The following is a 12304-nucleotide window of genomic DNA, read 5'->3' on the forward strand; positions in this document are numbered from 1 at the left end:
CTGCGAGATGTCCGTCCGCGAGGAGGTCGGTGAGCTCTCCGGGGTGACTGACATTCAGGTCAGCGCCCAGACGGGCCGCCTCGTCGTCACCTCCGAGGAGCCCCTCGATGACGCACAGGTCCTCACCGCGGTCGAGGATGCCGGCTACTCGGCGGTCAAGACCCGATGAATGCCGCGGGACGACTGATCGCCTACGGCGCCGCGGTCGCAGTGACCTTCGGCGGCGCATTCGTCGCAGCCGGCGCCGTCGTCCCGGACCGGGTCGTCGAGCGATGGTCAGCGCAAGCAGCCGACACATCGCACGACGATCCCGACCACGGTGGAGGCGCGGATACGCAGCCCGAGCCCGCACCGCAGAAGGGAGTATCGATGTCATCGCAGGGATACGTGCTGTCCAAGGTCTCCGCTCCGCAGTCCGCTGAGCAGGCCGGAGAGCTCGCCTACACGATCACCGGGCCCGACGGGAGCCCCGTCACGGAGTATCAGGAGGCTCATGAGAAGGAGATGCACCTGATCGTGGTCCGCACCGACGGCACCCAGTACCGCCATGTGCACCCGGAGCTGGACCCATCCACCGGCAGCTGGTCCCTGCCCTGGCAGTGGGAGGAAGCCGGTACGTACAAGATCTACGCCGACTTCGCCCCCACCGGCGACGGCGAGGACACCCTGACGCTGTCGCGAACCGTTGACGTTGCCGGCGAACTCACGCCGGTCACCGACCGTCCCCTCTCCGCGAAGGACGAGGTCGACGGGTTCGAGGTGACTCTGGACGGAGAGCTGACTGCCGGGACATCCAGCGACCTCACGCTGAGCGTCACCCAGGACGGCGCTCCGGTGACCACCTTGGAGCCCTACCTCGGCGCCTTCGGCCATCTCGTCGCCCTGCGCGAGGGCGATATGGAGTACCTCCACGTCCACGCCGAGGGCGAGGACCCGGCTGCCGGGGAGACCTCCGGCCCGGAGATCTCCTTCATGGCGGAGGCCCCTACGGCCGGCCGCTACTACCTCTATCTGGACTTCCAGATCGATGGCGAGGTGCACACCACGCAGTTCATCGTCGAGGCGGAGCAGGGCACCGAGAACGAGAGCGCCGATGCGCACCCGGACGGTCACTGACCCCTCCGGGCCGGATCGACCTTCGCAACAGATCGGAAAGGACCTGGAGTGAACACCGAAGCACCGCTCATCGCGGAGGCCGGCATCGAGTTGGAAATCGGCGGCATGACATGCGCATCCTGCGCGAACCGGATCGAGCGGAAACTCAACAAGCTCGACGGCATCACCGCGACCGTCAACTACGCCACCGAGAAAGCCAAGGTGACGGCCCCAGAGGGCTACGATCCGCAGCTGCTCGTCAGTGAAGTCGAAAAGACCGGCTACACCGCCGCGCTACCCAAGCCCACCACCGGCAAGGACTCAGCGAACACGCCTGGGGACGATCAGGAGGACTCCGACCCGGAGCTGACCTCGCTACGCCACCGGCTGATCGGTGCGGTCGCGCTGACCGTCCCGGTCATCGCCATGGCGATGATCCCCGCCCTCCAGTTCCCCTACTGGCAGTGGCTCTCGCTCGCGCTCGCAGCGCCGGTGATCGTGTGGGGTGCGTGGCCGTTCCACAAAGCGGCCTGGACCAACCTCAAGCACGGCGCCGCCACCATGGACACGCTCATCTCCATGGGCACCTCCGCCGCCCTGCTGTGGTCCCTGTACGCGCTGTTCTTCGGCACGGCCGGCACCCCCGGCATGACCCACCCCTTCGAGCTGACGATCGCCCCCTCCGACGGGGCGGCAAACATCTACCTCGAAGTCGGCGCGGGCGTGACGATGTTCATCCTGGCCGGCCGCTACTTCGAGAAGCGCTCCAAGCGCCAGGCCGGCGCCGCCCTGCGCGCCCTGCTCGAGCTCGGCGCGAAAGAGGTCTCCGTGCTGCGCGGAGGCCAGGAGCAGAAGATCGCCGTCGACGACCTCGTCGTGGGTGATGAGTTCATCGTCCGGCCCGGAGAGAAGATCGCCACCGACGGCACCGTCACCTCCGGAACCTCCGCGGTCGACGCCTCCATGCTCACCGGGGAATCCGTCCCCGTCGAGGTGGGCGAGGGTGACATCGTCACCGGTGCCACCGTCAATGCCGGTGGGCGGCTCGTGGTCCGTGCCACGCGCATCGGCTCCGATACGCAGCTGGCGCAGATGGCGAAACTCGTCGAGGACGCCCAGACCGGCAAGGCCGAGGTCCAGCGCCTAGCCGACCGCATCTCCGGGATCTTCGTGCCGATCGTCATCCTGGTCGCCGCGCTCACCCTCGGCGGATGGCTCGGCGCCGGGTTCCCCGTCACCGCGGCCTTTACTGCCGCCGTCGCCGTACTGGTGATCGCCTGCCCCTGCGCGCTGGGTCTGGCGACCCCGACCGCCCTGCTGGTCGGCACAGGCCGCGGCGCCCAGATGGGGGTGCTCATCAAGGGCCCCGAGGTGCTCGAGTCCACCCGCAGGGTCGACACCGTGGTGCTGGACAAGACCGGCACCGTCACCACCGGCAAGATGACCCTCACCGACGTCGTCACCGACGAGGGCACCGATCGGGCCGAGCTGCTGCGCCTGGCCGGCGCCGTCGAGGACTCCTCCGAGCACCCGATCGCCCAAGCGATCGCCAAGGGCGCCACCCAGGAGGTCGGCCAGCTCCCGACATTGTCGGAGTTCACCAACGTCGAGGGGAAGGGCGTGCGCGGCACCGTCGAGAACCACTCGGTCGTCGTGGGCCGCGAGAGCCTCCTCGCCGAGACGCAGATGACGCTGAGCCCTGCGGTGGCCGCTGCGAAGACGGATGCCGAGGAGCAGGGCAAGACCGTCGTCGCCATCGGCTGGGACGGGATCGCCCGCGGAATCCTGGTGGTCGCCGACACGGTCAAGCCCACCAGTGCAGAGGCCGTTGCCGCGATGAAGGAGCTGGGGCTGATCCCGGTCCTGCTGACCGGCGACAACGAGGCCGTGGCCCGTCAGATCGCCGCCGAGGTCGGCATCGACGAGGTCATTGCCGAGGTGCTGCCGTCGGAGAAGGTGGATGTGGTCTCCCGCCTCCAGCGCGAGGGTCGCATCGTCGCGATGGTGGGCGACGGCGTCAACGATGCCCCCGCCCTGGCTCAAGCCGACCTGGGACTGGCGATGGGCACCGGTACCGACGTGGCGATCGAGGCCAGCGACATCACGCTGGTGCGCGGTGACCTCCGAAGCGCCGTCGACGCCATCCGCCTGTCCCGCAAGACCCTCGGCACGATCAAGACCAACCTGTTCTGGGCCTTCGCCTACAACACGGCCGCAATCCCGATCGCCGCGCTCGGCATGCTCAACCCCATGCTGGCCGGCGCCGCGATGGCCTTCTCCAGCGTCTTCGTCGTCGGCAACAGCCTGCGCCTGCGCGGCTTCACCTCCATCGCGAAGAACTGACTCAGCCTGCACGACACCCCAATGGAAGGAAAACTATGCACGACACCACCGACCAGTCCTCCAACTGCTGCGGCGGCCACGCCTCCCCCGCTCCCGTGGCGAAGGAGGGACGCCCGAGCCTCGTGGGCCCCACGGACGACATGGCCATCTGCCCGGTGATGGAGGGCCGGACGGTCGTCAAGAGCGTCGCCGAGGCCGCGGGCCTGTTCCGCGACTACGAAGGCACTCGCTACTGGCTGTGCTGCGCCGGCTGTGGCCCCCTGTTCGACGCCGACCCGCAGAAGTACGTCGCCGCCTGAACAACCACCCACGAGCGGGAGGGGTGCACCGCCTGGCAGTGCACCCCTCCCCCGTCCACATCGGAGCTCCACCGTGTCCGCCACGACGCACGTTCTCGTCATCGGTGCCGGTGCCGCGGGATCCGCCGCCGTCCGGGAACTCGCCCCGCAGGAAAAGATCACCACGACGGCGATCATCGATGCGGAAATCGCCCCGTACAACCGCACGCTCGTCAACAAGGCCGTCGCCACCGGACTCATCGACACCCACCAGGCACAGCTCCCGCCGCTGCCCGGCAGCGTGGTCCGCGACAGCGTCCGCGCGGTCGATCCTCGTGAGCAGACCGTCCACCTGCGCTCCGGAGCCCGCCTGGACTATGACGCCCTCATCGTGGCCACAGGAAGCGCGCCACGCCCCCTCCCTTCGGGCGTCGCCGCCCCCGCAGCCGTGGACAGCGCTCGGATGACGCACCTGCACTCGCTGGACGATGCGCTTCGTGTGCGCGCCGCCCTCGCGGCTACGACCTCCCCAAGGGTCCTTGTTTACGGGGCCGGAATGATCGGAGCCGAAACCTCGGGGATACTGCGCGATGCCGGGTGCCAAGTCACTCTCGCCGCCTCATCCCCCGTCCCCGGGATCACCGCGTTCGGCGCAGCGGTCGCGGAACAGCTCGCCCGCGCCCATCGCCGCGCCGTCACCACCCGCTTCGGTCACACGTTGACCCACCTGGATCTCGAGAAGAACGAGGTGCGCGCGGAGTTTTCCGATGGCCACGTGGCCACGGTGGACCTGGTCATCACCGCTCTGGGCACGATCGCGGTCAGCCCCTCCCCCTGGAACGGTCCGATCGCCGTGGATCACCGCCTGCGCAGTCGCACCCACGATCACATCTACGCCGCAGGAGGTGTCGCAGTCCACGAGTCCGACGGACTGACCTGGCGCATCGATCACTGGAGCGATGCCGAGGCCCAGGGCGTTCACGCCGCCCGCAGCCTCCTGGCCTCGATCGGCCTCGCAGACTCCCCGGGCATCTACCGGCCGCGCGCCCTCTACAGCGCACAGATCCACCAGCATCTCTACCTCGCCGCGGGACACACCAGCCACTCCGAGAACGTGCAGACCACGTCCATTGTTCCCCTGGTCCTCACTCATGAGCGAGCGGGACAGCTCATCGGCGTCAGCGGCCTGGACGCCGGCGCCGCGGTGATGGCTCTCGTGCCGGAACTCCATAGCTCGATCGAGTCGATGCCGAGAGCGGAATCCACCCCCTCGACAGATACCCCCTAGGGGTATATGGTGTCGGCATGAACGCTGGCAACCACACCCACCGCCACGACCACGGGGAACTCGGCACGCAGCACGACCACCATTCCCCAGCACCCCATGACAGCCGCACCGCCATCGCTGAGCAGGACGCCCCCGGCGCACACCACGACCATGGATCGCACCGAGGCCATGAGGGCCACTCCGGACACGAGAGCCACTCCGGGCACGGTGGTCACTCCGGTCACGGGGACCACGTCGCACAGTTCCGACAGCTGTTCTGGCTCAACCTGTTCATCGCGGTGCCCGTCGTCGTCTTCTCCCCGATGTTCGCGATGCTCCTCGAATACAGCGTTCCCGACTTCCCCGGCGCACTGTGGATCGCCCCGATCCTCGGCAGCGTCATGTATGTCTGGGGCGGCCGCCCGTTCCTCACAGGTGCTGTCTCCGAGATCCGTTCCCGCCAGCCGGGGATGATGCTCCTCATCGGGCTCGCGATCACGGTCGCGTTCATCGCCTCCTGGGGTGCCACTCTCGGGCTCCTGGATCACCAGTTGGAGTTCTGGTGGGAGCTGGCTCTGCTGATCGTGATCATGCTGCTCGGACACTGGGTCGAGATGCGCTCCCTCGCGCAGACGACCTCCGCGCTCGATTCCCTGGCCGCGCTGCTCCCCGATGAGGCGGAGCGCATCGAAGGCGATGATCTCGTGAGCGTCTCGCCGAGCGAGCTGCGGCACGGTGACCTGGTCCTGGTGCGCCCAGGCGCGAGCGTTCCCGCGGACGGCACGATCCGTGAGGGTCGCGCCGATGTGGACGAGTCCATGGTCACCGGCGAATCCCGTCCGGTCACACGCTCCGCCGGAGACTCCGTCGTGGCCGGCACCGTCGCCACCGACTCCAGCCTCCGCATCGAGGTCACCGCCACCGGCGACGACACCGCCCTGGCCGGCATCCAGCGCCTGGTGACCGAAGCGCAGAACTCCTCCTCCCGAGCTCAGCGAATCGCCGATACGGCGGCCGCGTGGCTGTTCTGGTTCGCGCTCGGCGCCGCCGTGATCACCGCGATCACCTGGTCACTCCTCGGCATGCCCGATGATGCCGTCGTCCGCACGGTGACCGTGCTGGTGATCGCCTGCCCCCACGCGCTCGGTCTCGCGATCCCGCTGGTCGTCTCGATCGCCACCGAGCGGGCCGCCCGCGGCGGCGTCCTGGTGAAGGATCGCCTGGCACTGGAAGCGATGCGCACGGTCGACGCCGTTCTGTTCGACAAGACCGGCACCCTCACCAAGGGCGAGCCCGCCCTCGCCGAGATCATTCCTCGCCATGCGCAGGAGTCCGAGGTGCTGGCCCTGGCCGCCGCCGCCGAGGCGGAGAGCGAGCATCCGCTCGCCCGCGCCATCGTCGCCAAGGCACAGGCCGACGGAATCCAGGTCCCTGCGGGCTCCGACATCAGCTCCACTCCCGCGCTTGGCGTGAGCGCCCGGGTGGACGGGCACGAGATTCGCGTCGGCGGCCCCCGCCTGCTCGAAGAGACCGGAACTGGCGAGATCGAGGAGGCCGAGACCTGGCGAAAGGAGGGCGCGATCATCCTGCATGTCCTGCGCGACGGGGAGGTGATCGGCGGCCTCAAGCTCACCGACGAGGTGCGTCCCGAGTCCCGCGAGGCGATCGATGCTCTGCACGGCCTGGGTGTCGAGGTCGTCATGATCACCGGTGACGCCGAGGCGGTCGCGAACAGCGTCGGTCGCGAGCTCGGCATCGACCGCGTCTTCGCCGGCGTGCGCCCCGAGGACAAGTCCTCCAAGGTGGCCCAGCTCCAGAAGGAGGGCAAGAAGGTCGCGATGGTCGGCGACGGCGTCAACGACGCCCCCGCTCTCGCCCAAGCAGATGTCGGCATCGCGATCGGTGCCGGCACCGATGTCGCGATCGCCTCCGCAGGCGTGGTGCTCGCCAGCTCCGATCCGCGCTCGGTACTCTCGGTCATCGAACTCTCCCGCGCCGCATACCGGAAGATGAAGCAGAACCTCTGGTGGGCCGCTGGCTACAACCTGCTGTCCGTGCCGCTGGCAGCCGGAATCCTCGCCCCCATCGGGTTCGCACTGCCAATGTCCGTCGGAGCGATCCTGATGTCCCTGTCCACCGTCGTCGTCGCCCTGAACGCCCAGCTCCTGCGACGCCTCGACCTGCGTCCCGAGGCGACCGCCGCTGCCGTACGCAATCGCCGCTAATGCCCCTACATCGAACGGAATCGATCATGTCCACTGTCCCGGAAAGCACAGAAGACCGGGCCTGCCACAGCGGGCCTCACGGGTACATTCTAGACAAGCCTCGCTACCTCAACCGACTCAAGCGCATCGAAGGTCAAGCTCGTGGAATCTCCCGCATGGTCGACGAGGACGTCTACTGCATCGACATCCTCACTCAGATCTCGGCCCTGAACAGTGCACTCGAGAACGTTGCGCTGGGCCTGCTCGATGACCACCTCCGACACTGCGTCGTCGATGCGGCCCGCGAGGGCGGAGACGAAGCCGAGATCAAGCTCAAGGAGGCCTCCGACGCAGTTCGACGTCTCGTCAAGTCCTGAATCAACTGACCGCGAGCGACGACCCAGTCGATCATCTGGACAGCTGCGGAGCTAGCTGTATGAGGTCATGACGTTGTCGACACGTTCGTGGACTCGGGTGGCCGGGGGCTGATCAGCGCAGGCGGTATGCGGCCGATGATAGTTGTAATGGTGGACCCAGACGCTGATCGCTTCGCGGCGCTCGCCCTCGGAGTAGAAAGCGTGGGCGTAGAGGCATTCCTCGGCGAGGATCCGCTGGTAGCGCTCGACTTTCCCGTTGTGCCGGGGCGTGTAAGGCCGGGTCCGCTGATGCCGCGACGCATGCGCGTTCACGGCGCGCACGAACGTCTTCGCGCGGTAGTTGGTCCCGTTATCGGTGACCACCCGGACCAGGCGATTGATGCCGTGCGCAGCGAAGAACGCCCTGGCCCGGGAGAAGAAACCGATGGTGATCGTGGCGGTCTCGTTCTCGAGGGTCTCGGTGTAGGCGAGTCGGGAGTAGCCATCGATTGCGGAGTGCAGGTAGGTGTAGCCCACGCGCTGCTTGCCCTTCTTCGCGCTGCCGCGGCCGTGGAGTCGCCAGCCTCCACCGGCGGGGATCTGTCCGACCTTCTTCACGTCCAGGTGGACCATGTGACCAGGGAAGCGGGCAATGATCTTCCCGGTCTCGCGGTTATTCTCTCCGGTCGGGTCGAGGTCTCGGCGGCGGGAGATCCCGAGGCGCTGCAACCAGCGCCCGATGGTGCGGACGCAGTAATGGTGGCCGCGACCGGCGAGCCCGAGTGCGATGCGACGGGCCGACCACTTCTCTTCTCGCCGCCAGGAGTCGATGAGTTCGAGGACCTCGATCGGTGGCCGCGAAGGACGTCTGGCAGGAGCGCTGGTGCGGTCTTCCAACGCTTCGGCGCCGTCGTCGCGGTAGCGGTGCACCCACTTCGTCAGAGTCGAGCGGGCGACGCCGGCTTCGGCGGCGACATGCGCGATAGGTCGGCCATCATTTTCGACACGTTGGACCAGGCGGAGTCTTCCGGCAGGGTTCAGCGGCGAATTACGGTGGGTCATGGAACGGTTCTCTTCCAGCAGATGGACGGCTTCAGCACCACCCATCGTGCCGGTCAGGGACCCGTTCCTTCATCCCGACCCCGTGACTACAACGTCATGACCCGCAACACCTAGAGCTGTTCTTCGACCTGGTGTGAATCGCCCCGGGTTTTTTAGAGGCTCGCAAGTGCCGCGTCGGCGGTCGCTGGCACGGTCTGGTGGAGATAGTAGGTGTCCTCGAGTTCGACGGGCGGGATCATGCCGATCTCGCCGTGGAGGCGACGATGGTTGAACCGGTCGATGTACTCCGCGGTCGCGATCTCGAGGTCGTCGATGTTCTTCCGCGGGCCGTGGTTGCGGATCAGTTCGGCCTTGAACAGCGAGTTGAATGCCTCAGCCAGGGCGTTGTCGTAGGAGTCGCCGGTCGAACCGACGGACGCGACCGCGCCGGCTTCCGAGAGGCGCTGGGGCACTCTGTCGACTCTGGCACTAGCGGGACTCGTGATCGCCCGATCCGTGCGAGCATCACGAGAGTCGACAACAGGAGAGGTCCAGAATACGAACTCTCCCTCGTAAGGCCCATCCCAATCCACCCCAATACCATCCACCTGGACCCCCTCGGCAGTATCTCAGTAGCCGCGGCATTGATCGCGATTGGCCTGCAGATCGCCACCGACGGCATCGGCATCCCTCGGAGCACGTGGCTAGGAGTCGTCGTCCTGCTCGCCGGGGTCGCGCTGCTGTCGCTCGTGGCGCTGCAATGGCGCGGAGCGAGACGCCGACGCGCGGGACGCGTTGGAACCCACGAGAAGGCGCGCCGGTAACATCACCGCATGGGCATCCTCGTGGACATAGTGGTCGAGTTCGTCGTCGCCCTGTTCATGCCATCCAGGAGACGTAAGCGGAGGCGGTCGACGGACTGGTGATCGGGTACGCAGAGGGTACGCAGTAGCGCCGAAAGCGACCCTCGCCAGCAGATGTGAGCCCGCATTGCAAACGAGCACTGAACTGCATCTCTATCAACTGGGCTGGTCGCGACGATGACAGAATCGGAATCATAATCCGTCGGTCGCGGGTCCAAGCCCCGCCTGGGCTACGCCTCCCCCTTCGTCGGCATCCGCCGCAGCAGGTGGCGCAGCGCGTGCTCGAGCTCGGGGTGAGCAGGCTCGAAGCCGCTCCTGCGCAGCCGGGCGTCCGAGACGTCCTGGTCGGTGCGGATCAGCTCGTCGGCCCCGGCGCGGCCGAGCACGAGCGCCGGTCCGGCGGCGGGGACGGGCAGCAGGGCGGGGCGGTGCAGCACCCGCCCGAGGGTGCCGGCGAACTCCCCGGCGGTGACCGTCCCCGGCGCGACCGCGTTCAGCGGCCCGTCCGCCGTGCTCGAGAGGATCACGTGGGCGTAGGCCCGGACCATGTCGTCGAGAGAGATCCAGGAGACGGCCGCGTCCCGCGCGGTGAGCCGACCGCCCACTCCCGCGAGGAACAGCGGAAGCTGCGGCAGCAGCGATCCGCCGCCGTCGCTGAGCACCAGGCCCGTGCGGAGCAGCACCACCCGCAGTCCGGCCTCGCGCGCCGGGCTCGTCGCGGCCTCCCAGTCGCGCACCACCTCGGCGAGGAAGCCCTCCCCCGGGTCGGAACCCTCGACCAGCTCCTCCCCCGGCCGTCGCGGCCCGTAGTACCCGATGGCGGAGGCCTGCACGAGGGCCGTCGGTCCGTCGGCCATGCCGGCGAGGGTGCGGGCGAGGAGCGCGGTCCCCGCGAGGCGGGAGGCGCGGATCTCCGCCCGTGCCGAGGCGGTCCACCGCGTCGCGATCGAGCGGCCGCCGAGGTTGACCACGACGTCCACGCCCTCGAGGTCGGCGGGGTCGAGCCGCCCTCCCTGCGGGTCCCAGGAGATCTCACCCGGCGCCGTCGCGGCGCGCCGCACCAGCGGCCGGACGGTGTGACCGCCGGTGCGGAGCAGCGCCGCCAGCTGGCTGCCGATGAGCCCCGAGGACCCGGCGATCGCCACGGTGAGCGGGCGCCGGCCCGCCCGCGCCGCGTGGAAGGCGAGGTCCTCGCGCAGCTGGCGGGCACGGAAGTCGAGCACGCCCCTCACCAGCTCCCCGACACGGGGCTCCCATCGCTCGAGGTGCCGCGGCAGCTCGACCTCGAGGCGGTCGTGCACCGCGGCGCCGGAGCCGCTCTGCTCGACAGCGTGCTCGTGCCGCCAGGTGCGCCAGGGGCCGCGCACCTGCTGATCGGCGAAGTCGAAGGGCGCCGTCGCATCGGCGTGGTGCAGCAGCCAGCGGGGGCGCAGCGGCTGCGGGAGCAACGATGGGCCGAGGCGCACGCCGACGAGACGGCCCTGCCCGGTGCCGCCCTCGGCGGCGTCCTCGGCACTGGCCAGGCCCGGCGGGGTGAGCCGGGTGAGCGCTCCGGGCCGTTCCAGCCAGGCGCTCACCTCGTCCCGGGGGTGCTCGAGGTGGTGGCGGGTCTCGATCCTCACGGCGACTCCTCGACTCCGGAGCGGGCGACGGGCAGCCGGTTCATATCGGCTCCCCGCACACTACATCGCCAAGCTAACGACGTGTGAGACACTGCCGAGGCACAGAGCACGCTCGAAGGGACGCCATGCCGCGCAGCACCCCCTCGGCCCCCGCGGCCGCACCCACCCATCCGCGTCCCCCTCGGCGGGGCGCTCGCGTGCTGCGCAGCCTGCTCCGGCGCTGCTGATCCTCGGCTGGCTCGCCGGCATGGCGCTCGGCGGCCCCTACTTCGGCCGCGTCGGCGAGGTCTCCTCCAACGACCGCACCGCCTATCTGCCCGAGTCCGCGGAGGCGACCGAGGTCTCCCGGCTCGCCCCGGAGTTCACGGGCTCCGACGAGATCCCGGCGATCGTCGTGGTCACCTCCGAGGAGCAGATCGACCCCGCCGCCGGCGAGCAGATCGCCGCGAGCATCGAGGCGCTCGGGGCACTCGAGGCGGTGGGCGAGGAGATCTCCCCGCCGATCCCCTCCGAGGACTCCCTCGCGGTGCAGGCCTTCGTGCCGCTCGATCCCGACGCGGACCTGGGCGAGGCGACCCATGCGATCGAGGACTCCCTCGCCCGGGACCTGCCCGCCGGCCTCGACGCCCATGTCACCGGCCCTGCCGGCTTCTCGGCTGATCTGGGCGACGCCTTCGCCGGGATCGACGGCCTGCTGCTCGCCGTAGCGCTGGCCGCGGTGCTGGTGATCCTGGTGCTCGTCTACCGCTCGCCGCTGCTGCCGCTGATCGTGCTGTCCACCTCCGTCTCCGCGCTCTGCGTCGCGCTGCTGATCATCTGGCACCTCGCCGATGCGGGCGTGCTGCTGCTGTCCGGGCAGACCCAGGGCATCCTGTTCATCCTCGTGATCGGGGCGGCAACCGACTACTCGCTGCTGTACGTGGCCCGCTATCGCGACGAGCTGCGGCGCCTGCGCGGCCGGGCGGAGGCGACGCGGGCGGCGCTGCGCGGCACCCTCGAGCCGGTGCTCGCCTCCGGGGGCACTGTGATCGCCGGCCTGCTGTGCCTGCTGCTGTCGGACCTGAAGTCCAACAGCGCCCTTGGCCCCGTCGCCGCGATCGGCATCGCCGTCGCGATGGCGGCGGCGCTGAGCTTCCTGCCCGCCGTGCTGCTGCTGTGCGGGCGGGCGGCGTTCTGGCCGCGACGGCCCCGCCACGAGCCCGACGCCGACGAGTCCGCGGAGCTCGCCGGGCACG

At 69.1% G+C, this 12304-nt stretch carries 11 protein-coding genes; 8 read left to right on the plus strand and 3 right to left on the minus strand.

From position 1 onward, the window contains the following. The first annotated feature begins 7 nt into the window (after positions 1–7). The 7 genes from HMPREF3159_RS17865 to HMPREF3159_RS08335 all read left to right on the plus strand — a co-directional run bounded on the left by HMPREF3159_RS17865 (position 8) and on the right by HMPREF3159_RS08335 (position 7564). On the plus strand, positions 8–169 hold the full coding sequence (locus tag HMPREF3159_RS17865) for a heavy-metal-associated domain-containing protein (RefSeq protein ID WP_371441704.1): 162 nt from the start codon (positions 8–10) through the stop codon (positions 167–169). A 200-nt stretch (positions 170–369) separates the two neighbouring features. Next, positions 370–1116, plus strand: a complete 747-nt coding sequence (locus tag HMPREF3159_RS08310) for an Ig-like domain-containing protein (RefSeq protein WP_246821572.1) — start codon at positions 370–372, stop codon at positions 1114–1116. A 48-nt stretch (positions 1117–1164) separates the two neighbouring features. Further along, on the plus strand, positions 1165–3438 hold the full coding sequence (locus HMPREF3159_RS08315) for a heavy metal translocating P-type ATPase (protein ID WP_070500602.1): 2274 nt from the start codon (positions 1165–1167) through the stop codon (positions 3436–3438). A gap of 35 nt (positions 3439–3473) precedes the next feature. Next, positions 3474–3737, plus strand: coding sequence for a hypothetical protein (locus HMPREF3159_RS08320; RefSeq protein ID WP_070500603.1), 264 nt, complete (start codon positions 3474–3476; stop codon positions 3735–3737). Positions 3738–3810: 73 nt separating this feature from the next. Beyond that, entirely contained in the window at positions 3811–5004 is a 1194-nt protein-coding gene (locus HMPREF3159_RS08325; protein ID WP_070500604.1) for an FAD-dependent oxidoreductase, read from the plus strand. A gap of 17 nt (positions 5005–5021) precedes the next feature. Further along, positions 5022–7208, plus strand: a complete 2187-nt coding sequence (locus tag HMPREF3159_RS08330) for a heavy metal translocating P-type ATPase (protein ID WP_246821573.1) — start codon at positions 5022–5024, stop codon at positions 7206–7208. A 26-nt stretch (positions 7209–7234) separates the two neighbouring features. After that, positions 7235–7564 carry a metal-sensitive transcriptional regulator gene (locus HMPREF3159_RS08335; RefSeq protein ID WP_070500605.1) on the plus strand — a complete coding sequence of 110 codons (330 nt, stop codon included), beginning with the start codon at positions 7235–7237 and terminating at the stop codon, positions 7562–7564. A gap of 51 nt (positions 7565–7615) precedes the next feature. Here HMPREF3159_RS08335 and HMPREF3159_RS08340 read toward each other — a convergent pair whose 3' ends face one another. The 3 genes from HMPREF3159_RS08340 to HMPREF3159_RS08350 all read right to left on the minus strand — a co-directional run bounded on the left by HMPREF3159_RS08340 (position 7616) and on the right by HMPREF3159_RS08350 (position 11069). Beyond that, positions 7616–8605: an IS481 family transposase gene (locus HMPREF3159_RS08340; protein ID WP_070500611.1), complete on the minus strand. Its 990-nt coding sequence runs from the start codon at positions 8603–8605 to the stop codon at positions 7616–7618. A 152-nt stretch (positions 8606–8757) separates the two neighbouring features. Next, positions 8758–9057 (minus strand): integrase core domain-containing protein, encoded by a 300-nt coding sequence (locus HMPREF3159_RS08345; RefSeq protein ID WP_168165398.1) that lies wholly within the window; start codon positions 9055–9057, stop codon positions 8758–8760. Positions 9058–9677: 620 nt separating this feature from the next. Further along, complete coding sequence (locus tag HMPREF3159_RS08350) at positions 9678–11069, minus strand: TIGR01777 family oxidoreductase (protein ID WP_070500606.1); 1392 nt, start codon at positions 11067–11069, stop codon at positions 9678–9680. Between the two features lie 247 nt (positions 11070–11316). Between HMPREF3159_RS08350 and HMPREF3159_RS08355 the strand changes: the two genes are divergently transcribed. Further along, a partial coding sequence (locus HMPREF3159_RS08355) for an efflux RND transporter permease subunit (RefSeq protein WP_168165399.1) occupies positions 11317–12304 on the plus strand: 988 nt, incomplete at its 3' end.

It is taken from the genome of Brachybacterium sp. HMSC06H03 (assembly GCF_001807385.1).
In the GTDB taxonomy this organism is placed as follows: Bacteria; Actinomycetota; Actinomycetes; order Actinomycetales; family Dermabacteraceae; genus Brachybacterium; species Brachybacterium conglomeratum.

Coding starts and splice junctions, on each gene's coding strand:
- HMPREF3159_RS17865 (WP_371441704.1), top strand. CDS start 8: ATGTCCGTCCGCGAGGAGGTCGGTGAGCTCTCCGGGGTGACTGACATT.
- HMPREF3159_RS08310 (WP_246821572.1), top strand. CDS start 370: ATGTCATCGCAGGGATACGTGCTGTCCAAGGTCTCCGCTCCGCAGTCC.
- HMPREF3159_RS08320 (WP_070500603.1), top strand. CDS start 3,474: ATGCACGACACCACCGACCAGTCCTCCAACTGCTGCGGCGGCCACGCC.
- HMPREF3159_RS08330 (WP_246821573.1), top strand. CDS start 5,022: ATGAACGCTGGCAACCACACCCACCGCCACGACCACGGGGAACTCGGC.
- HMPREF3159_RS08335 (WP_070500605.1), top strand. CDS start 7,235: ATGTCCACTGTCCCGGAAAGCACAGAAGACCGGGCCTGCCACAGCGGG.
- HMPREF3159_RS08340 (WP_070500611.1), bottom strand. CDS start 8,605: ATGACCCACCGTAATTCGCCGCTGAACCCTGCCGGAAGACTCCGCCTG.